The organism is Janthinobacterium sp. JF4 (genome assembly GCF_059617925.1).
Window position 1 is genome coordinate 81,210 of record NZ_JCAQAV010000016.1, and the last position, 22,733, is coordinate 103,942.

The window sequence follows — 22,733 nt, forward strand, 5'->3', positions numbered from 1 at the left end:
AAGATTACAGAGGCAGTTTGATGAGTTCGTCGACGGCGCCCATGACCTTGTTGCGTACTTGCATCAACATGGAGAAGGACAGGCTCGCTTCCTGGCTGGACAGCATGGCGCCGACCATGTCGTCGCTCTTGCCGCTGTCGACGTCGCTCATTTTTTGCGCCGCCAAGCGGTCGTCGCCGTTGACCTTGCTGATGGCGTCTTGCATGCTTTGCGCAAAGGAGAAGCCGGATTGTTCCGGCGCGCCGAACTGGGCGGCAGGTGCGATGCTGGCGCCCAGGGCGCGCGCGTCATTGCTCAGTGCTGCCAGATCGGCCTTGATCAGACCTGCGAGTTCGTTGCTCATCTTGCCCTCTACTTTCAATATGCGGTGACGTATCAATCAGAAATTACTGGTGTTGCCATTCCGGCAGGCATTCCATCGAATGCCATCTTGCCCGGCCCGATTTACAAGGCCCATCAGTTTTATCAGTTGCCACACCACCCGCTTGAGCAGACTCAAACAAACCCGGCAGACTCGCGCCGATATGATTTACATGGCCATGACAACTAATAATTATCTGATAAATGTTTCTTCTGGTGGCAATAAACGGAACTGGAAACTGCCATAAAAACCGGAATCAGGTAAGCGGAATGGCGCACTGCAAATCACTATTTCATCGCTATAAGCTTACCTCGGGGCAACTATAAAGTAAAGAGAGGATTGCCTCAAGGAATATTGATGCATGGCAATATTCGGAGTTTTCATGTATTGTTCAGCACCGTAGTCATCTAGCATGCGATACGATGCGCAATCGTTTGCTTGCGGACCGGTAGGCAAGGTCAAGATGATGCTGTATTTAATTTCGGGTGATCCGTATAATTTGTTCTGCCACCGCAATACGACATGACCCACATGATAACCACTAAGACAGATCAAACTGTGCGCCATCAAGTCCTCGATTCCTGTCTGCTTGGACGTCCTGTCCATTTGCTGCATGTATTCGGCGCACAGCTGCGCGACGACCTTGCCGTGGCCCTGCGCCAGCCGATGAGCCGTCGCTACTGGGGCAATTTCCAGATCGATGGCGTGAGCTTGTCGCGCGTGGACAACGAAGACAGCGTGAATCGCTGGCTGAGTTTTTCCACGGCGGCCAGCCAGACGGGCTTTGCCCTCGAACGGCAGATCCTGTTGAGCGTGCTGAACTATCGCTATGGGAGTGCCGGGGCCAAGGGCGCGCTGCCCGATCCGGCGCAGGTGCGCGTGACGGCCACCGAGGAGCGCCTCGCTGTGGTGCTGGGACAACAGTTGGTGAACGGTTTGTTCGCCCGCGTCCACAAGAACCTGCAAACCCTGGGCAAGAGCAGCGACATCGACACCAGTGCCGAGGTCGCCGTACAGTCGGGCGTGCATCCGGCGCGCGGCAGCTGGATCGTCACTGTGGCGCTCAGCGACGTCGAGGCGGGGCAGAGCGGCCAGTTCTGGTTCTCGCTGGACAAGCGCCTGATGGCCGACGTGCTGCGCGGCTTGCTGCCCGAGCGCGCGCAAGCGAAGAAAGCCTTGCGCGGCAGCGTGCGCCCGCTCGCTTCGCGCCTGCAAGTGACCCTGGAAGGCCGGCTCGTCAGCAAGCAGATGCAGCTGGGTGCCTTGTTCGACCTGCGCGTGGGCGACGTGATTCCCGTCAGCCTGAGCCGTACAGACGTCATGCTCGACGACTCCCGTTTATTTACAGCTGCTGTTTCCGAACACAAGGGCAAGCTCTGTTTAACCTCATTTGAAGATGTCGAATAATATGAATATCACCGATACCAACCAGAGCGAAACCCTGCTGGAAGACCTGGGCGATGAGATGATCATCGACCAGGGCGACGTGGCCGACGTGGCCAGCACCCGCGCGCGGCGCGACATTCCGCAGATGATGCGCAAGATTCCCGTCACCTTGACCCTGGAAGTGGGCTCGGCCCGCATTTCGCTGGAAGAGTTGATGGCCATCGGCCCGGAAAGCGTGATCGAACTCGACATGCTGGCCGGCGAACCGCTGGTGATCAAGGTCAACGGCACGCCGATCGGCCGCGCCGAAGTGGTGGTGGCCGGCGAGAACTATGGCCTGAAAGTCATCGACCTCGACGGCCTCAATCTCGACCTGATGACAGCATGAAGCTGGCGGTACCCGGTTTGAGCCGGCGCCGCGGCGCGCTGGCTGCCGCGCTGGCTGTTCCCGTCCTGATGCTGTGCTGCGCCACCGCCGGCGCGCAGGATTTATTGTCCGGCATCGTGCCGGGCGCGAAGACCGATCTGTCGGTGAAGATGCAGATCCTGGTCGTCATGACCCTGCTCGGGCTGCTGCCCGTGATGGTCATGATGATGACCAGCTTTACCCGCTTCGTCATCGTGCTGTCGCTGCTGCGCCAGGCCCTGGGCCTGCAGCAGGGTTTGCCCAACCGCATCGTCACCGGCATCGCGCTGATCCTCACCTTGCTGGTCATGCGCCCCATCGGCGACCAGGTGTGGAAGGAAGCGTTCGTGCCGTACGACCGCGACCAGATCGGCATGCAGGAAGCCCTGAAGATCGCCGAAGTGCCGATTTCGCGCTTCATGCTGGCGCAGACGAGCAAGGCCGCGCTGGCGCAGATCGCGCACCTGGCCGGCGAGCCGTCGAGCATGCGCCCGCAAGACCACAGTTTCACGGTCAAGCTGGCCGCTTTTGTGTTGTCCGAACTCAAGACGGCGTTCCAGATCGGCTGCATGCTGTTCATCCCGTTCCTCATCATCGATCTGGTGGTGGCGTCCGTGCTGATGGCCATGGGCATGATGATGCTCTCGCCCCTCGTCATCTCGCTGCCGTTCAAGCTGCTGCTGTTCGTGCTGGTCGATGGCTGGACCCTGACCGTCAACACCTTAGTTACCAGCATACAAGGCTATTGACCGATGTTTACCCCTGAAGTCGCCGTCGACCTGATCATCGAAGCGTTGCATGTCGTCATGCTGCTGGTGGTGATCCTGGTCGTGCCCGGGTTGCTCATGGGCCTGCTGGTCGCGCTGGTGCAGGCGGCCACCTCGATCAATGAACAGACCATGAGTTTCCTGCCGCGCCTGCTGGTCACCCTGCTGGCCCTGATCCTGGCCGGACGCTGGATGGCGGGTTACCTGATGGATTATTGCGTGTCCATTTTTCAGCGCGCCGCCACCCTGGTCGGATAGCGCCGCGCGCCATGGATCAGATTTTCAATCAGGTGCTGCCGTTTCTGCTGGCCGTATGGTGGCCGTTCTGCCGCATCCTGGCCATGCTCAGCGCCTCGCCCGTGATCGGCGACGCCATGGTGCCCGTTCCCGTGCGGGTGCTGCTGTCGCTGGTGCTGGCGATCCTGATGCTGCCCGTGATGCAGGCGTCGGGCGTGTCGCAGGACTTGCTGAAGATCGATCCGTTTTCGCTGCATGCCGTCGTCGCCACCCTGGAGCAGGCCATCATCGGCTTCGTCCTGGGCCTGGCCTTCCACTTCGCCATGTCCGTCATGTCGGTGCTCGGCTACCTCGTGTCGAGCCAGGTGGGCTTTTCCATGGCCGTCATGAACGATCCGCTCAATGGCACTTCGTCGGACGTGATCACGGGGCTGCTCACCATCATGTGCATGATCGTGTTTTTCGCCATCGACGGCCATCTGGTGCTGACGGGCGTGATCGGCGCCAGTTTCACGGCCTGGCCCGTGGGGCAGGGCTACGGGCCGCTGCTGTTGCAGACGGTGGCGTATAACGTGGCGTGGATCTTCGCCGCCGCCATGCTGCTGGCCTTGCCCATCGTCTTTTCCACCATGGTGGTGCAACTGGGCTTTGGCTTCCTGAACCGGGTGGCGCCGTCGCTGAACCTGTTTTCGCTGGGTTTTTCCATGATCACCATGTTCGGCCTGCTGATGCTGATACAGATCGTGCGCTTTATCCCGGAGCACTATATCGCCATGACGAACCGCGTGCTCGACATGATCGCCGAACAGATGCGGGTGGCCCATGGATAGCGCACGTGCCAACAAGCTACTGCGCAGTCCACTTCCGGGCATCCGTTGCTCGCTGTACCTCCGTACAGCTGCGCTACTCAACCCGGCATTGAACTTGCTCGCTACGCTTGTAGGGCACGTGCGGAAAGGTGTGGCCCATGGCGGATAGCAGCACTGGCGACAAAACAGAAAAGGCTTCAGCGCAGAAGCTGAAGAAGTCGCGCCAGGAAGGACAGGTGGTGCGTTCGCGCGACCTGTCGACGGCGCTGGGCATCCTGATCAGCATGAAGGTCTTCATTTACCTGCTGCCCGGCTACCTGCAAAGCTTTCGCGAGCTGTTCGCCATGGCCTTCATGCCGCTCGACAGCAAGGGCGCGCTGGAAAATGCCATGTCGATGGCGTTTACCACGTCGGTGGGCTTGCTGATCAAGATGATCGTGCCGCTGTTTTGCGTGCCCCTGTTCGTCGTGCTCGGCTCATTGATCCCTGGCGGCTGGGTCATCAGCACGAAGAACTGGATGCCGAAGATGGAGCGCCTGAGCCCGGCCAAGAACCTCGGTCGTTTGATTGCGCCCAAGCATGCTTTTGAGTTCGGCTTGTCCATCGCCAAGGCCGTCGTGCTGGGCATGGTGCTGGTGCATGTCAGCCGTTCCAGCCTGAGGCAGTACGTGGACTTGCAGCACAGGCCTTTGCAGCAGGCCATGCTCGATGGCTCGGCGCTGATGCTCGATGGCCTGATGGCGCTCATTTCCGTCTTCGTCCTGTTTGCCATCATCGACGTGCCGGCGCAGGCATTTTTCTTTGCCCGCAACCAGCGCATGAGCAAGCAGGATGTCAAGGAAGAGCACAAGAGCAGCGAAGGCCGCCCCGAAGTGCGCCAGCGCATCCGCCAGCTGCAGCAGCAGATCGGCCGGCGCAGCGTGCGCAAGACCGTGCCCGACGCCGACGTGGTGATCGTCAATCCCGAGCATTACGCCGTTGCATTGAAGTATGACCAGGACCGCGCCGAAGCGCCGTTCGTCGTGGCCAAGGGCGTCGACGAGATGGCGCTGTATATCCGGCAAGTGGCGAAGGAACACCATATCGAAACGCTGGAGTTGCCGCCGCTGGCGCGCGCCATCTATAACACCAGCCAGGTGCAGCAGCAGATTCCCGTGCAGCTGTACCAGGCCGTGTCGCAGGTGCTGAACTACATCCTGCAATTGAAAGCATTCCGGTCCGGGCAGCGTGCTGCCCAGCCCGTATTACCCACCGAGATGGCCGTGCCATCTCATCTGAGCGAGGTCGTACCGCCATGAATTTCCTGAACCGCGTGGTTGCTGAAATGCGCCGCCACAAGTTCGCCACGCCGCTGTTCCTGCTGGTGATCCTGGCAATGATCATCTTGCCGCTGCCGCCGGTGCTGCTCGATATCTTGTTCACTTTCAATATCGTGCTGGCACTGATCGTCATCCTCGTCAGCGTGTCGGCCAAGCGGCCCCTCGATTTCTCCGTCTTCCCGACGGTGATCCTGGCCACCACCATGCTCAGGCTGACCCTCAACGTGGCGTCGACGCGCGTGGTGCTGCTGCACGGCCACACGGGCGCGGATGCGGCCGGTAAGGTGATCGAGGCGTTTGGTAACGTGGTGATCGGCGGCAACTTCGTCGTCGGTATCGTCGTCTTCGTGATCTTGATGATCATCAACTTCGCCGTCGTCACCAAGGGTGCCGAGCGTATTTCCGAAGTGTCCGCGCGCTTTACCCTCGATGCCTTGCCGGGCAAGCAGATGGCCATCGACGCCGACCTGAACGCAGGCCTGATCAATCAGGAAAAAGCCCAGATCCGCCGCAAGGACGTGGCTGCCGAAGCGGATTTCTACGGCGCCATGGACGGCGCGTCGAAGTTCGTGCGCGGCGATGCCGTCGCCAGTATCCTGATTTTGATCATCAATATGGTCGGCGGGGTGGCCATCGGTTCGCTGATGCACGACCTGTCGTTCGGCGATGCTTTCCGTCAATACGCGCTGCTGACCATCGGTGATGGCCTGGTGGCGCAGATTCCCGCGCTGCTGCTGTCGGCCGCGGCCGCCATCCTGGTGACCCGCATCAGCGATTCGGGCGATTTCGAACAGCAAGTGGCAGGCCAGGTGCTGACGTCGCCAACGGTGATCTACAGCGCGGCCGGCATGATGGTGGCGCTGGCCCTGATCCCGGGCATGCCATGGTTCATGTTCATGACCTTTGCCGGCGTGCTGGCCTTCGTTGCCTGGCGCCTGACCAAGCGCGTGAAGGGGCCCGACGCGGCCGGCATGGCAGCCATCGAAGCGGCCTTGCGCGAGGAGCGTCCGGCCGAGCTGGAGTGGCAGCAACTGCCAGCCGTGCAGCCATTGATGGTGATGCTCGGCTATAAATTGGTCGGCATGGTCGACAAGACGCAAGGCGAGCCGCTGAACAAGCGCGTCAAGGGCGTGCGCCAGAGCCTGTCCGAGGCGATGGGCTTGCTGCTGCCGAATATCGGCGTGCGCGACGACCTGGCCCTGAAGCCGTCGCAGTACGCCATCGTGCTGTCGGGCACCGTGGTGGCGCAGGCGGAAGTGCAGGCCGACCGCCTGATGGCGATTCCGTCGCCGAACGTATATGGCCAGCTGGACGGCATTCCCGGCATCGAGCCGGCCTACGGCATGCCCGTCACGTGGATCGAGCCGAGTGAAAAGGCGCATGCGCTTGGCCTTGGCTACCAGGTCATCGAGGCGCCCAGCGTGATCGCCACGCACTTGTCGAAGATGGTGCGCGAATACTTGCCGGAACTGTTCCGCCACGAAGACGTCTCGAACATGATGGAACGCCTGACGGCCCTCTCGCCCAAGCTGGCCGGTGCGCTGGACAAGGCGCTGACGCACACGCAGCTGCTGCGCGTGTTCCGCGTCTTGCTGGCGGAAAATGTGTCGTTGAAGGATATCGTGCCCATCGCCACCACCTTGCTCGACAGTTCGGAAACGACCAAGGACCCGATCCTGCTGGCGGCCGAAGTGCGCTGCGCGCTGCGGCGCCAGATCGTCAGCGGCCTGTTTGGCCAGAAGATGGAAATGCAGGCGTTCAACCTGGGCGGCGAGCTGGAAAACATGCTGCTCGGCTCCCTGAATCAGGCACGCCAGTCGGGCAAGGTGACCCTGGATAACTATCCGATCGACCCGCATCTGCTGTCGCAGCTGCAAGTGAACATGCCGGTGGCGCGCGAGCAGATGAAGCAGCAGGCTACGCCGCCGCTGCTGCTGGTGCTGCCGCAGATCCGTCCGCTGCTGGCCCGCTACGCGCGCCTGTTTGCGCCGGGCCTGCACGTGCTGTCGTACAACGAAATTCCGGAAAACCGCGAAGTGAGCATCATCGGCACGGTGGGGTAAGCGGTGGGGTAAAAAGAAAAACGGCGCTGCGGGCGCCGTTTTTTTATGCTGCGTCAATCCTGTTCGTCGATGGGTGGCAGCAGGTCGTGCTGCCGGCCGTCGGCCAGCAGCAGCACGGTGCTGCCTTGCGCCGTTTCTTCTTCATCGCCATAGTCGTAACCGAGCGGCGCCGCCACTTCCTTCGAGGCGATGATGGTCTCCTCGTCGGCTGCGGCCGCGGGTGCCGCTGGCGCATCGGGATCGGCCGCCACTTCCGCTTCCGGCTGCGTCAGCAGCAGCGCCACTTCGGCCATGGCGCGGAACAGGGCCAGTGACAGCGAGGCGGCGCCCGCCTGCATCGGGTAATTGCCATGCACGCGCTGCGCATGCAGCTGGCGGTTCAGGCGGCAGCGCAGCACGCGCAGGCCGGCGCGCCGCACGGCGTCAGCGATCTCGGGCAGGGCCAGGCGCAAATGGCGCAGCGCGGCTTCCTCGTCGGCAGCCAGTTCCAGCAGCACGCCATCGCCCGCTGGCTCCATCTGGATCACCACCCGGCCGATGCCGATGATGATCAGTTCGACGCGCAGCGCCACCTTGCCGCGCCGTCTGGGCGTCGCAATCTCGTCCTCGTCGCTGGCCAGCACGCGCAGCAGCAGGCGCTGGCCGCCCCAGCCATACACGGCGAAGCGCCACGCTTCGCTGTCGACGCTCAAAGGGGGACGGGCGCCTTCGCGCAGCAGGGCCGGCTGCTGCTCGGCCATGAACAGGTTGCCCGGCACGTGCTGGCCGCGCGCCTGCTCCTGCAGGGCCGCATAGTGCTCGCCATACGTCTTGACCATCACGCGCCACGAGGCGGCCAGCTGCGCCGCATCGGGCGGCTGCCAGACCAGCTGGCGCGTGAAGAACAGCTGATTGACCTGCATGGCACTGCTGTCGCGCGGCATGGCGCCACCCGTACCCTCGGCATTCGGCTTGATGAGGGATGCCAGGCTGTCCTGGCGCTGCAGCTGGGCGGGCAGGGTGCCGGCGTCCGGCGCGGGCGCCATGTAGGGGCCGATGGGGACCAGCGGCTGGACCACGCCGGGCACCATCGGCGTGGCGGGGCTGACGTCGAAGCGCTGGGTTATCAGGGGCACCGGGTTGCCCGATGAAATGCGGTCTATCGCCATGCCATTGCTTCCTGCTGATACATATTCATCCGATCCGCCATCGCGCTCTGCCGGTAATTATTGTAGTAAAGAAAGAATCAGCTTGCTCATGCTCTGGCTTTGCTTGAGCATGGCCGTGCTCGCTTGCAGCAGCATTTGCGCCGACGTCATGTTGGCGCTTTCGGCCGCGTAGTCGACATCCATGATGCGGCCGATGGCGGCCCTGGTGTTGGTGACCATGTTGGACAGGTTATTGTAGATGTGTCCGAGCCGGTTCGCGGTGGCGCCCAGCGCCGAGCGCACGCTGCCGACCTTGTCGACGGCCGCCGCCAGCATGTCGATCATGCCGTTGGCGCTGCTGTTGCTGGTAAATTCGCTGCCGGGTGTGGCGCCTGGCGCGAAATTGACGGAGATCGCCTGCAGTGCCGCATCCAGGCCCGCCATGTCGCCGGCCACGTTGAATTGCATGGTCTCGCTGCCGGTGGCGCCGATCTGGAACGTCATGGCTTGCGACAGGGTGCCCTTGCCGGCGCTACCGTTGCCCAGCAATAAAGTGCCGCCATAGCGCGTGTTCGTCATCACGTTGTACAGCTCGGCGCCCAGCGCATCGTATTCGCCCTGCATGGCGTCGCGGTCTTTCTGGTTCGACGAGGCGTCGGCTGCCTGGGTAGCCAGGTCCTTCATGCGCACCAGCATGCTGGTGACCTCGCCAAATGCGCCTTCAGCCGTTTGCAGCAGGGAAGTACTGTTTTGCGTGTTGCGCATGGCCACTGCCATGCCGCTGGTCTGGGCGCTCAGACGGGTGGCGATCTGCAAGCCGGCCGCGTCGTCCATGGCCGAGTTGATGCGAAAACCGGTGCTCAGGCGCGTCATCGACGTCGACAGCATTTGCTGGGCCCAGCCCATGGCCCGCTGGGCTGACAGTGCGGCAGTATTGGTATGAATGCTCAGCACGCGGCGGCTCCAGTGGACGATTGTTCGGTGTTCTACCTTGTATAGGCGACTATGCCGGCAACATCGTTAAACGTGATGGTAATTTAGTTCAAGATGCCGGAAATGCCAGACACTGCAGGCGAAAAAAAAAGCCAGACCGGAGTCTGGCTTGGATAGGCTGGCCGCAAGCGGCCGAGTCACTATTATTGCAGCAGGGACATGACCATCGAGGACATGCTGTTGCTTTGTTTCAGCATCGCGGTGCCAGCTTGCAGCAGCATTTGCGACGACGTCATGTTCGAGCTTTCGGTAGCGAAGTCGGTGTCCATGATGCGGCCGGTAGCGGCTTTGGTGTTGGTGGCGATGTTCGACAAGTTGGTGTTGACGTGGTCCAGACGGTTAGCCGTCGCGCCCAGTGCCGAACGCACGGTGCTGACGCTGTCGATGGCGGTCGCCAGCAGGCCGATGGTGGCGTTGGCGGTGGCGGTCAGTTCCGTTGCGCCGGTCGATGCTGCCGACGAGAAGTTTTTGCTCAGGCCGGTCAGGGCGGCGTTCAGCGCGGTCAGGTTGCCGGAAACGTCAAAGCTCATTTTTTCCGTCGAGCTGGCGCCGATCTGGAACGTCATCGACGTCGACAGCGTGCCGGAGGCAGCAGCCGCGCCATCGCCCAGCAGCTTGGTGCCGCCGAACGTGGTGTTGGTCATGACGTTGTACAGCTCTTGGCCCAATGCATTGTATTCAGCTTGCATGGCGATCTTGTCGTTGGCGGTCGACGAGGCATCGGAAGCTTGGGTCGCCAAGTCTTTCATGCGCACCAGCATGTTGGTGACTTCAGCGAACGCGCCTTCAGCCGTCTGCAGCAGCGAGGTGCTGTTTTGCGTGTTGTTCATCGCCACGGTCATGCCGCTCGTTTGTGCTTTCAGGCGGGTGGCGATTTGCAGGCCGGCAGCGTCGTCCATGGCCGAATTGATGCGGAAGCCGGTGCTCAGGCGCGTCATCGAAGTCGACAGTTTGGATTGGGTATTCGAGATCGAATTTTGTGCCGACAGGGAAGCAGCGTTGGTGTGAAGGCTCAGCATGGTGTCATTCCTAATTTGGTGGTTACGGTGAGGAGCGACGATTTATCTGCTCCTATCAGTACAAGACGACCATGCCGCCGCCTTAATTAAATGCTTTGAGGAAATTTCTTAAAATAAATGGTATTTGTTGCTTCGTCAGCCCGTCCGGCACGTGTTGCGGCATGCCTGCGCCAGCTGCGCACGAAAAAAAAGCCAGACCGGAGTCTGGCTTGGATAGGCTGGCCGCAAGCGGCCGAGTCACTATTATTGCAGCAGGGACATGACCATCGAGGACATGCTGTTGCTTTGTTTCAGCATCGCGGTGCCAGCTTGCAGCAGCATTTGCGACGACGTCATGTTCGAGCTTTCGGTAGCGAAGTCGGTGTCCATGATGCGGCCGGTAGCGGCTTTGGTGTTGGTGGCGATGTTCGACAAGTTGGTGTTGACGTGGTCCAGACGGTTAGCCGTCGCGCCCAGTGCCGAACGCACGGTGCTGACGCTGTCGATGGCGGTCGCCAGCAGGCCGATGGTGGCGTTGGCGGTGGCGGTCAGTTCCGTTGCGCCGGTCGATGCGCCGCTGGAGAAGTTCGCGCTCAGGCCGCTCAGGGCGGTGTTCAGCGTGGACAGGTTGCCCGATACGTCGAAAGTCATTTTTTCGGTCGAGCTGGCGCCGATCTGGAACGTCATCGAGGTCGACAGCGTGCCGTCAGCAGCGGCGCTGCCTTTGCCCAGCAGCTTGGTGCCGCCGAACGTGGTGTTGGTCATGACGTTGTACAGCTCTTGGCCCAATGCATTGTATTCAGCTTGCATGGCGATCTTGTCGTTGCTGGTCGACGAAGCGTCGGCTGCCTGGGTTGCCAGATCCTTCATGCGCACCAGCATGTTGGTGACTTCGGCGAACGCGCCTTCAGCCGTTTGCAGCAGCGAGGTGCTGTTTTGCGTGTTGTTCATCGCAACGGTCATGCCGCTCGTTTGTGCTTTCAGGCGGGTGGCGATTTGCAGGCCGGCAGCGTCGTCCATGGCCGAATTGATGCGGAAGCCGGTGCTCAGGCGCGTCATCGAAGTCGACAGTTTGGATTGGGTATTCGAGATCGAATTTTGTGCCGACAGGGAAGCAGCGTTGGTGTGAAGGCTCAGCATGGTGTCATTCCTAATTAGGTGGTTACGGTGAGGAGCGACGGTTTATCTGCTCCTATCAGTACAAGACGACCATTCCTTCCGCTTTATTAAATGCCGCGTGGAAATATATTTTTTCTTGCCTGAGTGGCAAGCTGCATCGGTTCAATCGGCCACGCCGCCGTGTTCCGCTTCCCATTGCTGGCGGCTGCTTTTCAGGATGTCGATGACCAGCAATGCCTTCGCTTCGTCGGCGCACAGGTCCTCCAGGAACATGGCGTTGTTGTTGCGTACCCATTCCAGCGGCATTTCCCACCAGGCCAGCTCCAGCAGCGCCGCCCGGACTTTTTCCGTGAAGCGGTGGCGGATCAGGCGCGCCGGCGAACCCGCATAAATGCCATAAGGTTCCGAGCGAAAATTCGGCGGCAGCAGCGAGCGGGCGCCGATGACGCAGCCGTTCTCGATCACGCTGCCACCCAGCACCATCACTTCGTCGCCGATCCAGACATCGTTTTTGATCACCGTGTCCGCATACTGTGGCGGCGGCGCATTTTTCAGGTCGCCGCCGAGGATCGACAGCATGTACGTCGAGATCGTGCGCATCTCGTGCTGGCCATTGAGGATGAAACTCAGGCGCGAGCCGCCGGCGACATAGCGGCCGACGCACAGGCTTTGCTGTCCGCTGTCATATTTCACCAGCGAACCGACGCCGAAACAGGAGCCGCGCCCGATATAGAAATGGCCGCCCGCCGGTTCCTGGTCCAGCCAGTCGCGGAAAAACTGATGGGGCAGGGTACTGATGGCGCCATCCGCGTAGCCCAGCACCGTGAATTGGGCCGACCAGGGGTGGTTCTCCGCCACGCCGGAAAAATTGGTTTCGGTGGAAATGTGCATCAGGCGATGTTCCGTACGGGTTCTTGTTGCAATGCGGGGGCGGCGATCATGGCGATAATGGCATCGACGGTTGCCATCGCCAGATCCGGATAGATGGGCAGGCAGATCACCTGCGACGACGCGAGGCGCGCCACGGGCAGATTGGCGTGCGCGGCGGACGGCATGCCGCGGTACATGGGGAAGTCGCTGATGAGCGGGTAAAAGTAGCGGCGCGCGTAGATTTCCTGGTCGCGCAGCAGCTGGAACAGGGCGTCGCGCGACAGCGGGTAGCCGGGGCCCACCAGGATGGGGAAGTACGCGTGGTTGGCCGCCTCGCCATCGCCTGGCTGCAGGCAGGTGATGCCGTCGATGCCGGCCAGCTGCTGGCGGTAATGCGCATCGATCGCCTTGCGCTTCTGGCGCGCGCCGTCGATGCCTTTAAGCTGCAGCAAGCCGAAGGCGGCATTGATCTCGCTCATCTTGCCATTGATGCCGGCGGCCACGACGGTGACTTCATCGACGAAGCCGAAGTTTTTCAGGTGGTCGATGCGCTGCTTGGTCTTGGCGTCGGGGCAGACAATGGCGCCGCCTTCGAAGGTGTTGAAGATCTTCGTGGCGTGAAAGCTGATCACGGACAGGTCGCCGTGATTGAGCACGCTGCCGCCCCGATGGCGCACGCCGAATGCATGCGCCGCATCGTAGATCACCTTCAGGTTGTAGTTGTCGGCGATCTTCTCGATGGCTTCGATATCGCATGGCCGGCCGTAGCAATGCACTGGCATGATGGCCGTGGTCTGCGGCGTGATGGCCGCCTCGATTTTGCTCGGGTCGAGGTTCAGGCTGTGCGGTTCGATGTCGGCAAAGACGGGCTTGATGTTATTCCACAGCAACGAATGGGCGGTGGCGACAAACGAATACGGCGTCGTGATGACCTCGCCGTTGATGCGCAGCGCCTGCAAGGCCGTCATCAATGCCAGCGTGCCATTGGCGAACAGGCAGATATGCTTGACGCCCAGGTAGTCGCACAGCGCCTGTTCCAGTTGCTGGTGGAAGGGGCCGCCATTGGTCAGGATCTTGTTGTCCCAGATCGCTTCCAGATACGGCAGGAAATCCTCCAGCGGCGGCAGCAGGGGCTGGGTCACATAGACCGGTTTGTTTTTTGGAGCGCTCATCATAATCCGATCGGCGGGTTGGGTACGGCCACAGGTGCTTCGAACGAGACGGGCGGCAAGCCTTCGCACCAGCGCTGCCAGATGATGCGCAAGCCATTTTCCAGGCCTTCCGTGATCAGCTTGGGCTTGCCCAGGGTCGAGCGTTCGAGGCGGTGGCGCATGCTGAAGCGGTAGGCGCCCAGCAGCATGGGGTTGGCCGCCATGGATACGCTCCTGCGCACGTAATCGTCTTCGTCGGTGGCGATGAAGTCATCGAGTTCGACCTGGCGCATGATCATGTTGCCGGCGCGGCTAGGCATGGTGGGGCCTGCCGTCGTGAGCGTGGGCACGCCCATCCACAGCGCATGCAGGGTCGTCGTGCTGCCGCAATACGGGAAGGCATCGAGGCAGATATCGATGCGGTGATGGATGGCCATGAATTGCGCCATGCCCGTGCGTCCTTCGAAGGTCAGGCGCTCCGGCGCAATGCCTTCTTCCGCGAACCAGGCCGCCAGTTGGGGCGGCGCTTCCGATTTCGGCATGGCCGCCACGATCATCTTGGCGTCGGGGACGGCGCGCAGCACCCTGGCCCAGCGCGCGATGACCTGGCGATTGATTTTATTGGTGCGGTTGAAACTGCCAAACGTGATGTAGCCGTTGGTCAATACGGGTGCGGGCTGGACGCTGGGCGCCAGCTTGGATGGCAGGAAGGGCACGCAGGCGGGGAGCAGCAACAGTTTCTCGGAGAATTGGTCGCCCAATTCGTCCGGTGGCGTAAAGAACTGGTCGCCCAGATAGTAGTCGATCGCTTGCAGCCCCGTCGTCAGCGGGTAGCCGATCCAGCTGGCCTGGACCGGGGCGGGCTTGGAGGCAAACATGAGCAGCCGGTTCTTGCCCGTGTGGCCGGACAAATCGATCAGGATGTCGATGCCGTCGTCGCGGATCAGCTGGCCCAGGTCCGGATCGGACAGGTGCTCCACCTGGCGCCAGTGGGGAATGACTTCGCGCAGGCGCTCCGTGATATCGTCGTTTTGCGGATTGTTGTGGTATGCATACAGCGACAAGCGGGCGCCATCGGCGATATTTTCCAGTATCGGAATGAGGAAATGCGGCACTGGATGGTTGTGCAGGTCGCCCGACACGAAGCCGATTTTCAAGGTGCGCAGCGGGTCGCGGGTATTGCCGTGCTCCGCGCGTCCTTGGGCGATATGCGTTTCAAAGGTGTCGCTGAAGCGCTGATGCTCCGCAAAGAGCGCCTGGGGATCGATCTCGGTGCTATGCGACAACAGGAACAGGTAGTTGCTGAACAGGGTTTCCCACAGCGGGCAGACGGCCAGGCCCTTGCGGCAGGCTTCAATCGCTTCTTCTATCCGGCCGATATTGCTGAAAGTGGCGCTGATGTTGACGTAGGCGTCACGGTAGTCGGGATTGATTTCCAGCGTCTTGTGGTAGCACTCCAGCGCCAGCAGCTGCTCGTTCATGAGCACGTAGCAATTGCCGAGTGCAAAGTGCGCGCGCTCGAACGCGGGGTCGATCTCGAGCACGGCCAGATACGTCTGCTTGGCGTGTTCCAGTTGCTTTTGCGCCTGCCGCGTCGAACCCAGGTTGCACAGCGCCGAGATGTTTTTCGGTTCCAGCTCAAGCGCGCGCTCATAGGCGGCGGTGGCCGCATCGTATTGCTCCAGCTCTTGCAGGGCGACGCCCAGATGGTTATGCGTTTCGCTATCGCTGGCGTCCAGTTCCAGGGTGCGGCGGTATGCCTCCACCGCGAGGGGATAGCGCTTGATGGTGCTGTAGTAGTCGGCCAGCTGCCTGTGGTTCGCGGCGCTGCCGGGAGCCAGATCGATGGCTTGCTGGAAATACTTGAGGGCGTTGTCCCGGTCTTCGGCCGCGCCGTAGGCGATGGCGAGCTGGCCGCAGGCTTGCGCATCGTCCGGCTGCAGGCGCAGCACGTGCGCGCAATGTTCGATGGCCGCAGCGTAATTCTTTTGTTTGCATTGAAGCAAGCCCAGATTGCTCAGCGCCTGGGTGAAATCGCCATCGAGCGCGATCGCCTGCTCATATGCGGCGATGGCTTCCTCTGGCTGTTCCAGCGACTGGAGGGCGCGTCCCAGGTTGTTGTGCAGCTTGGCGTCGTCGGGATGCAATTCGATGGCGCGCCGGTAACTGGCCACGGCGCCGGCGTAGTCTTCGGCTTCATGCAGCGCCGCGGCCAGATTGGCATGCGCCGCCGTGGTGTGGGGCGCCAGTTGCAGCACGGCCCGATAGCTGACGATGGCCGCTTGCCATTGCTGCAGGTCTTGCTGGGCGTTGCCCAGGTTCAGATAGACTTCAGCGTCGCCCGGCAGCAGGGCCAGCGCGCGTTGATAGCACGCGACGGCCTCGGCGCTGCGCTGCATCGCTTGCAGCGTATTGCCAAGATTGAAATGGCCCTTGGCGTAGTCGGGACGCAACGCCAGTGCTTGCCGGTATGCCTGTTCGGCCTGTTCCAGTTTGCCTTGCGCCTGCAGCGCCGCGGCCAGGTTGCCATGCGCCTCGACAAAGTCCGGATTCAGTTCCAGCGCCCGCGTATAGCTGTTGATCGCCTGATCGTACATGCCCCGTTCCTGCCACGCGGTGCCCAGATTGCCATGCGCTTCGGCATCGTTGGGTGCCAGTTGCGCGGTTTTTTGCAGGGCCTCGAAAGCATCCTTGCCCTGCAATTGCAGGGCGGTGCCCAGCACGCTCCAGGCGAAGTCCGAGTCGGGGTAGCGCTGCGTCAGGGCGTGGCTGGCCACTTCCAGTTCGGCATGGTGGCCGGCTTGATACAACTCAATGACGTGCTGCGTTTCCTGCGCTGTCGGCATGCTTGCGATGGCCGTTTCGATGCGGCTGCGCAAGCCCTGCGACTGTTCGTTGTCGAGCCCGCGCGCGATGGCTGCCGTGACGATCTCCAGCGCCTGTTCGCGTTCGCCCGCCTTGAGCAAGCCATCCGCATACGACAGCCAGAACTGGCCTTCGTCGGGGTTGACCGACAGCGCCTTGTGCAGATACGGCAAGCCGGCCTGGTATTGTCCGACCTGTCCCGCCAGCAAGCCCATATTGTGGTTGGCAATGGCGTGATACGGCTGTGCCTGCAAAATCGCCAGGTAAAGCTCCTCCGCCTCGGCGTAGCGGCCAGCCTGGTGTTCGGTGATTGCCTGCTGTAATTCGGCGTCGAGGGGCACTGCGGGAAGGGCGTTTGCGTTCATGGGCGGGCGGCAGTTGAAGTATTTAGCAAAAGGAATTGTAACTGGTGGAAGTGCCTCTGAGAAACTTTCCGGGTGGAATTTATTCAGGAATGTTATTGCAATGCAAACTTGGTGTTGCTGGCTGGTCAAAGCGTGGGGAAAAAGTGGCTGTTTTAAAAACCTTGACGCCGGATGCGCTCGTTGCATTGCGTCGGGCTGCTGGTATGATGCGCGGGATTGGCGTCTTCCTGGCAGGTTGGCCGCTGCCCGATATCGTTCACTTTTCAGCTGGGATATGCACAACATTTTGATAATCGGCTCATCGGGCCATGCGAAGGTCGTGATTGACGTGGTCGAGCGACAGGGGATGTTTCGCATTGCCGGCTTGATCGATGCGTTTCGGACGATCGGCGAGGAAACCTCGGGCTATCGCGTCTTGGGCGCCGAGTCTGATTTGCCGGCGCTGGTGGAACAGCTCGCCGTGGCAGGGGTGATGGTGGCCATCGGCGACAACTTTGTACGGGCAGGCGTGACAGCTCGCGTGGCGGCATTGTGCCCGCAACTGCCGTTCGTCAGCGCCGTGCATCCGCAGGCAAGCGTCGCCAGGGCCGTGCGCATCGGTGAGGGCAGCGTGGTGATGGCGGGGGCGGTGATCAATCCAGGTTGCGACGTCGGGCAGGGCTGTATCGTCAATACGCGCGCCTCGCTGGATCACGATTCCGTGATGGAAGCATTTTCCAGCCTGGCGCCTGCTGCTGCGACAGGCGGCAGCTGCTTCATTGGCACCTGCAGCGCCCTGGGTATGGGCGCCTTGCTGCTGCAGCGCATGCGTATTGGCAGCCATTGCGTGGTCGGCGCCGGTGCCGTGGTGACGCGGCCCGTGGCCGATTTGTGCGTCAGTTATGGCGCGCCGGCAAAAACGATACGCCGCCGCCTGGCCGGCGACAATTATCTGTAAGGGCACGCCAACCTGCCGGTTTACATATTCGGATAGTTCGGCCCGCCGCCGCCTTCCGGTGTCACCCACACGATGTTCTGCGTCGGATCCTTGATGTCGCAGGTCTTGCAGTGCACGCAGTTCTGCGCATTGATCTGCAGGCGTTCGGCGCCGTCGTCGTTTTTCACGAATTCGTAGACGCCGGCGGGACAGTAGCGCGCTTCCGGACCTGCATACGTGGCCAGGTTGACGTCGACGGGCACGCTGGCGTTCTTCAACGTCAGGTGGATCGGCTGGTCTTCCGCGTGGTTCGTGTTCGAGATGAACACGGACGACATCTTGTCGAAGGTCAGCTTGCCATCGGGTTTCGGATACACGATCTTTTTCGACTGGGCGGCCGGTTTCAGGCATTCGTGGTCGCCGTGCGAGTGGTGCAGGGTCCACGGCGCCTTGCCGCGGAAGATCAGCTGGTCGATGCCCGTCATCAGGCTGCCCAGGTACAAACCTTTCGACAGCCATGGCTTGACGTTGCGCGCCACGTGCAGCTCTTCATGCAGCCAGGATTGTTCAAAGGCGACAGGGTAGCTCGTCAGTTCGTCGTGCTGGCGCTGTTCGCCCAGCGCACCGAAGGCGGCGTCCGCCGCCAGCATGCCGCTCTTGATGGCCGCGTGGCTGCCCTTGATGCGGCTCATGTTCAGGAAGCCCGCATCGCAGCCGATCAGCGCGCCGCCGGCAAACACCAGTTTCGGCAGCGATTGCAGGCCGCCGGCCGCAATCGCGCGCGCGCCGTACGAGATGCGCTTGCCGCCTTCGAAGAACTTGCGGATTTCCGGATGCGTCTTATAGCGCTGGAATTCCTCGTACGGCGACAGGTACGGGTTTTCGTAGTTCAGGCCCACCACGTAGCCGACCATGACCTGGTTGTTTTCCAGGTGGTACAGGAAGGAGCCGCCATAGGTTTTCGTGTCCAGCGGCCAGCCGCTCGAGTGGATCACCAGGCCCGGCTTGTGCTGTGCCGGGTCGATTTCCCACAATTCCTTGATGCCGATGCCGTACGATTGCGGGTCCTTGCCCGCGTTCAAGTCATACTTGGCCATCAATTGCTTGCCCAGGTGGCCGCGCGCGCCTTCGGCGAACAAGGTGTACTTGGCGTGCAATTCCATGCCCAGCTGGAAATCGGGGCCCGGTTCGCCATCGCGCTTGACGCCCATGTTGCCGGTCGCCACGCCTTTCACGGAGCCGTCGTCGTTGTAGAGGATTTCCGCGGCAGGGAAGCCCGGGAAGATTTCCACGCCCAGGTTTTCCGCCTGCTGCCCCATCCAGCGCACCACATTGCCCAGCGAGACGATGTAGTTGCCGTGGTTTTCAAAGCAGGCCGGCACGGCGAAGCCTGGCGTTTTATAGGCTTTCGTTTCGGTCAGGAACAGGATGCGGTCTTCCGTCACTTCCGTGTTCAGGGGCGCGCCCAGTTCTTTCCAGTTCGGAATCAGTTCGGTCAGCGCTTTCGGGTCCATGATGGCGCCCGACAGGATATGCGCGCCCAGTTCGCCGCCTTTTTCCAGCACGCAGACGGACACTTCCTGGTTTTTTTCAGCGGCCAGCTGTTTCAGGCGGATCGCTGCGGCCAAGCCTGCGGGGCCACCGCCGACGATCACCACGTCATACTCCATGGTGTCGCGCGGTCCGTACTGTTCAACTAAGTTATTAGGCTGTGTCATGGTCTCGATTGTTAGTCACTCAATTAGGTAGCAAGGATAGGGAATAAAGCATCACCGGGAAAATTTAAGCACGAGTGTGCTTGTTTTTGGCGAGGATTGCAACTTTGGCGCCATTTTGCGTGACATTGCCCCTCGCCGCAATCTAAATCCGGCCATTTTGTGTAATGATGGCGTTTACTTTTGCTCGAGTGCGCTGCGGGGGAATTTGCCCGATTGCCATCGGCACGGCGTAAAGTGTTGTCTAAAATAAAACAGGAGTAGCTCGTGGGCATAGAAGTCAATTTCGAGGGCAAGATTGCCCTGATTACCGGCGCATCGAGCGGCCTCGGCGCGCGCTTTGCGAAAGTGCTGGCCCAGGCTGGCGCGCAGGTCGTGCTGGCGTCGCGTCGCACCGAACGCCTGAAGGAGTTGCGCGCCGAGATCGAAGCGGACGGCGGCGCCGCACACGTGGTGTCGCTCGACGTGACCGATTTCGCCAGCATCAAGTCGGCCATCGCGCATGCGGAAACGGAAGCGGGCCCCATCGATATCCTCGTCAACAATTCCGGTGTCTCCACCACGCAACGCCTGGTCGACGTCACGCCCGAAGATTATTCGTTCGTGATGGACACCAATCTGCGCGGATCGTTCTTCGTGGCCCAGCAAACGGCCAAGCGCATGATCGCGCGCGCCAAGGGCGACCCGAAGAAACAGCACCGCATCATCAATATCGCCTCGATGGCGGGCTTGCAGGTGCTGCCGCAGATCGGCGTGTACTGCATGAGCAAGGCCGGCATGGTGCACATGACGCGCGCCATGGCCGTGGAGTGGGGCAAGTACGGCATCAACACGAACGCCATCTGCCCTGGCTACATTTCCACCGAGATCAACGAAGATTACTTCGCCACCGAACAGGGCAAGAAGCTGATCGAAATGCTGCCGAATAAACGTCCGGGCAAGCCGGAAGACCTCGATGGGCTGTTGCTGTTGCTGGCGGGCGAGGATTCGCACTTCATTAACGGCGCCATCATTTCTGCAGACGGTGGAATGAGTACCTTCTAGGGCACCAGCTTGCGCTGCAGCCCTAGCGCTGCAGCTGCAGTCCCACCAGCTTGTGCACCAGCTCGGATGACGTGGATGCCGCAAACTTGCGCATCAGCTTGGCGCGGTGCATTTCCACCGTGCGGGGGCTGAGGTCGATCTGGCGCGCGATGACCTTGCTGGTCTTGCCTTCCACCAGCAGGGCGGCGATCTCGCGTTCGCGCGGGGTCAGTTCTGCCGTCACGGGGCGCTTCTCGCTGACATCCTCGAACGTCCAGATGCCCGGCCCCAGCGGTTCCTTTGGCAGCATGGCGTGGCCCGTGACGTGGCACCAGAACAATTCTCCATTACTGCGGCGCATGATGCGCTCGTCCGAATAGCGGCCTTTGGCGTTCATGATGGGGATGATGCGGTCACCCGTGCGCAGGAATTCGTCGTGCGTGGGGTAGAGTACTTCGAACGACTGGTCGTCCAGCTGGGCGCGCGCATAGCCGAACATGGCTGCCAGTGCCTCGTTGCAGCTGCGCATGATGCGGTTTTCCGACATGCACATGCCCACGGGCGCGTGCAGGAAGATGCTTTCATAATCGATGGCTGACGCGGCGTTCATCTGATACGTATCACTCTCACAGGGGGATTGCCGGCACGGCGCCGGTAGTTCTACGGTATTGTACTTTCCACGCGCGTATTTTATGCTGAGTCGCTGCCTGAGTCATGGACTCAAGACCAAAGCTTAACAAAAGATAGAGGGACACCCATGAATAAAGTTTATCCTGACGCCGCCTCGGCGCTGGCCGGTATCGTCCAAGATGGCCAGACCATCGCCGTCGGCGGCTTCGGCCTGTGCGGCATTCCCGAAGCCCTGATCAAAGCCTTGCGCGATTCGGGCGTGACGGGCCTGACCGCCATTTCGAACAACGCCGGCGTCGATGGCTTCGGCCTGGGCCAGTTGCTCACCACGCGCCAGATCAAGAAAATGATCGCCTCCTATGTGGGTGAAAACAAGGAATTCGCGCGCCAGTACCTGGCCGGCGAACTGGAACTGGAATTCACGCCGCAAGGCACCCTGGCCGAGAAGCTGCGCGCCGGCGGCGCCGGCATTCCCGCCTTCTTCACCAAGACGGGCGTGGGCACCATCGTTGCCGACGGCAAGGAGCTCCGCGAATTCGATGGCGAACAGTACGTGATGGAACGCAGCCTCGTGGCCGATGTGTCGCTGGTGAAAGCCTACATGGCCGACCGCGCCGGCAATTTGGTTTACCGCAAGACGGCGCGCAATTTCAACCCGAACGTGGCCATGGCGGGCAAGATCACCATCGTCGAAGTGGAAAAACTGGTCGAAGTGGGCGAGATCGATCCGGATCAGGTCCACACGCCAAGCATTTTCGTGCACCGCATCGTGGTCAACGCGAACCCGGAAAAACGCATCGAGCAGCGCACTGTGCGCACCGAAGCATAAAAAAGAATACGGAGATTATTATGGCTTGGACACGTGATGAGATGGCCGCGCGCGCGGCGAAAGAATTGCAGGATGGTTTTTATGTGAACCTGGGCATCGGCTTGCCGACCCTGGTGGCGAACTATGTGCCGGAAAATATCGAAGTGTTCCTGCAGTCGGAAAACGGTTTGCTGGGCATCGGCCCGTTTCCGACCGATGCGGAAGTCGATGCCGACCTGATCAATGCGGGCAAGCAGACCGTGACGGCCTTGCCCGGCGCCGCCTACTTCAGCTCAGCCGACTCGTTCGGCATGATCCGCGGCGGCAAGATCAACCTGGCCATCCTGGGCGCCATGCAAGTGTCGGAAAAGGGCGACCTGGCGAACTGGATGATTCCAGGCAAGATGGTCAAGGGCATGGGTGGTGCGATGGACCTCGTCGCCGGCGTCAAGCGCGTCGTCGTGCTGATGGAACACGTGGCCACGGCCAAGGATGGCACGACGTCGCACAAGTTGCTGAAACAGTGCGACTTGCCACTGACTGGCGTGGGCGTGGTCGACGTCATCATCAGCGACCTGGGCGTAATCGACGTGACGGAAAACGGCCTGAAGCTGGTGGAGCTGGCGCCGGGCGTGACCAAGGAACAGGTGCAGGCGGCCACGGGCGCGGAACTGGACGTATCGGCCGTGTAAGCTGGGCGTATCGTCGTATGGAAGCAGGGCGGACAGCGATGTCCGCCCTTTTTTTATGGGCTCTGTCCTCGGCAAATAGGGGAAATGCCGGAATCTTCCCTTGGCAGTGCTGT

22 protein-coding genes are annotated in these 22,733 nt (G+C 61.2%); 12 read left to right on the forward strand and 10 right to left on the reverse strand.

Annotated features, from left to right (window positions below; genetic code table 11):
• Positions 1-4: 4 nt before the first annotated feature.
• A complete protein-coding gene (fliE, locus tag AC54AF_RS14415) occupies positions 5-343 on the reverse strand; it encodes a flagellar hook-basal body complex protein FliE (protein ID WP_496637073.1) in 339 nt (112 codons plus the stop codon).
• A gap of 624 nt (positions 344-967) precedes the next feature.
• Here fliE and AC54AF_RS14420 point away from each other — a divergent pair.
• The 7 genes from AC54AF_RS14420 (at position 968) to AC54AF_RS14450 (ending at position 7,348) form a co-directional block, all read left to right on the forward strand.
• Positions 968-1,768 (forward strand): FliM/FliN family flagellar motor switch protein, encoded by an 801-nt coding sequence (locus tag AC54AF_RS14420; RefSeq protein ID WP_131686027.1) that lies wholly within the window; start codon positions 968-970, stop codon positions 1,766-1,768.
• A gap of 1 nt (position 1,769) precedes the next feature.
• Positions 1,770-2,135 (forward strand): FliM/FliN family flagellar motor switch protein, encoded by a 366-nt coding sequence (locus tag AC54AF_RS14425; protein ID WP_496637074.1) that lies wholly within the window; start codon positions 1,770-1,772, stop codon positions 2,133-2,135.
• Positions 2,132-2,902, forward strand: coding sequence for a flagellar type III secretion system pore protein FliP (fliP, locus tag AC54AF_RS14430; protein WP_131685935.1), 771 nt, complete (start codon positions 2,132-2,134; stop codon positions 2,900-2,902). Before AC54AF_RS14425 ends, fliP begins: the two co-directional genes overlap by 4 nt.
• Before the next feature lie 3 nt (positions 2,903-2,905).
• Positions 2,906-3,178 (forward strand): flagellar biosynthetic protein FliQ, encoded by a 273-nt coding sequence (locus AC54AF_RS14435; protein ID WP_034757874.1) that lies wholly within the window; start codon positions 2,906-2,908, stop codon positions 3,176-3,178.
• 11 nt (positions 3,179-3,189) lie between these two features.
• Positions 3,190-3,987 (forward strand): flagellar biosynthetic protein FliR, encoded by a 798-nt coding sequence (locus tag AC54AF_RS14440; protein ID WP_496637075.1) that lies wholly within the window; start codon positions 3,190-3,192, stop codon positions 3,985-3,987.
• A 137-nt stretch (positions 3,988-4,124) separates the two neighbouring features.
• The gene (flhB, locus tag AC54AF_RS14445) at positions 4,125-5,264 is read left to right on the forward strand and encodes a flagellar type III secretion system protein FlhB (RefSeq protein WP_496637076.1); all 1,140 of its coding nucleotides are present in this window, start codon (positions 4,125-4,127) and stop codon (positions 5,262-5,264) included.
• Positions 5,261-7,348 carry a flagellar biosynthesis protein FlhA gene (locus AC54AF_RS14450; RefSeq protein WP_496637077.1) on the forward strand — a complete coding sequence of 696 codons (2,088 nt, stop codon included), beginning with the start codon at positions 5,261-5,263 and terminating at the stop codon, positions 7,346-7,348. The genes flhB and AC54AF_RS14450 overlap by 4 nt, the downstream gene beginning before the upstream one ends.
• Positions 7,349-7,401: 53 nt before the next feature.
• Here AC54AF_RS14450 and AC54AF_RS14455 read toward each other — a convergent pair whose 3' ends face one another.
• The 7 genes from AC54AF_RS14455 to AC54AF_RS14485 form a co-directional block, all read right to left on the reverse strand.
• Positions 7,402-8,496: a hypothetical protein gene (locus AC54AF_RS14455; RefSeq protein ID WP_496637078.1), complete on the reverse strand. Its 1,095-nt coding sequence runs from the start codon at positions 8,494-8,496 to the stop codon at positions 7,402-7,404.
• A 57-nt stretch (positions 8,497-8,553) separates the two neighbouring features.
• Positions 8,554-9,429, reverse strand: a complete 876-nt coding sequence (locus tag AC54AF_RS14460; protein WP_131685939.1) for a flagellin N-terminal helical domain-containing protein — start codon at positions 9,427-9,429, stop codon at positions 8,554-8,556.
• A gap of 182 nt (positions 9,430-9,611) precedes the next feature.
• A complete protein-coding gene (locus AC54AF_RS14465; RefSeq protein ID WP_128139607.1) occupies positions 9,612-10,487 on the reverse strand; it encodes a flagellin N-terminal helical domain-containing protein in 876 nt (291 codons plus the stop codon).
• Positions 10,488-10,730: 243 nt separating this feature from the next.
• Complete coding sequence (locus AC54AF_RS14470; protein ID WP_436481114.1) at positions 10,731-11,606, reverse strand: flagellin N-terminal helical domain-containing protein; 876 nt, start codon at positions 11,604-11,606, stop codon at positions 10,731-10,733.
• Positions 11,607-11,747: 141 nt separating this feature from the next.
• Positions 11,748-12,476 carry an LbetaH domain-containing protein gene (locus tag AC54AF_RS14475; protein ID WP_496637079.1) on the reverse strand — a complete coding sequence of 243 codons (729 nt, stop codon included), beginning with the start codon at positions 12,474-12,476 and terminating at the stop codon, positions 11,748-11,750.
• Positions 12,476-13,627, reverse strand: coding sequence for a DegT/DnrJ/EryC1/StrS family aminotransferase (locus AC54AF_RS14480; protein ID WP_496637080.1), 1,152 nt, complete (start codon positions 13,625-13,627; stop codon positions 12,476-12,478). The genes AC54AF_RS14475 and AC54AF_RS14480 overlap by 1 nt, the downstream gene beginning before the upstream one ends.
• The gene (locus AC54AF_RS14485) at positions 13,627-16,836 is read right to left on the reverse strand and encodes a tetratricopeptide repeat protein (protein ID WP_496637081.1); all 3,210 of its coding nucleotides are present in this window, start codon (positions 16,834-16,836) and stop codon (positions 13,627-13,629) included. Before AC54AF_RS14485 ends, AC54AF_RS14480 begins: the two co-directional genes overlap by 1 nt.
• 44 nt (positions 16,837-16,880) lie before the next feature.
• Here AC54AF_RS14485 and AC54AF_RS14490 point away from each other — a divergent pair, with 44 nt between their 5' ends.
• Positions 16,881-17,126, forward strand: a complete 246-nt coding sequence (locus AC54AF_RS14490; RefSeq protein ID WP_496637082.1) for a hypothetical protein — start codon at positions 16,881-16,883, stop codon at positions 17,124-17,126.
• Positions 17,111-17,773, forward strand: a complete 663-nt coding sequence (locus AC54AF_RS14495) for a NeuD/PglB/VioB family sugar acetyltransferase (RefSeq protein WP_496637083.1) — start codon at positions 17,111-17,113, stop codon at positions 17,771-17,773. The genes AC54AF_RS14490 and AC54AF_RS14495 overlap by 16 nt, the downstream gene beginning before the upstream one ends.
• A gap of 20 nt (positions 17,774-17,793) precedes the next feature.
• Here AC54AF_RS14495 and AC54AF_RS14500 read toward each other — a convergent pair whose 3' ends face one another.
• Complete coding sequence (locus AC54AF_RS14500) at positions 17,794-19,470, reverse strand: electron transfer flavoprotein-ubiquinone oxidoreductase (protein ID WP_496637084.1); 1,677 nt, start codon at positions 19,468-19,470, stop codon at positions 17,794-17,796.
• Between the two features lie 264 nt (positions 19,471-19,734).
• On the opposite strand from AC54AF_RS14500, the gene AC54AF_RS14505 reads away from it, so the two are divergent.
• Positions 19,735-20,511 carry an SDR family oxidoreductase gene (locus AC54AF_RS14505; protein WP_034752351.1) on the forward strand — a complete coding sequence of 259 codons (777 nt, stop codon included), beginning with the start codon at positions 19,735-19,737 and terminating at the stop codon, positions 20,509-20,511.
• Between the two features lie 22 nt (positions 20,512-20,533).
• Here AC54AF_RS14505 and AC54AF_RS14510 read toward each other — a convergent pair whose 3' ends face one another.
• Complete coding sequence (locus AC54AF_RS14510; RefSeq protein ID WP_046684925.1) at positions 20,534-21,100, reverse strand: LuxR C-terminal-related transcriptional regulator; 567 nt, start codon at positions 21,098-21,100, stop codon at positions 20,534-20,536.
• Between the two features lie 147 nt (positions 21,101-21,247).
• On the opposite strand from AC54AF_RS14510, the gene AC54AF_RS14515 reads away from it, so the two are divergent.
• Together AC54AF_RS14515 and AC54AF_RS14520 are read left to right on the forward strand one after the other, a co-directional pair.
• Positions 21,248-21,949, forward strand: a complete 702-nt coding sequence (locus AC54AF_RS14515; protein ID WP_496637085.1) for a CoA transferase subunit A — start codon at positions 21,248-21,250, stop codon at positions 21,947-21,949.
• 20 nt (positions 21,950-21,969) lie between these two features.
• A complete protein-coding gene (locus tag AC54AF_RS14520; protein WP_035818065.1) occupies positions 21,970-22,620 on the forward strand; it encodes a CoA transferase subunit B in 651 nt (216 codons plus the stop codon).
• The last annotated feature ends 113 nt before the right edge of the window (positions 22,621-22,733 follow it).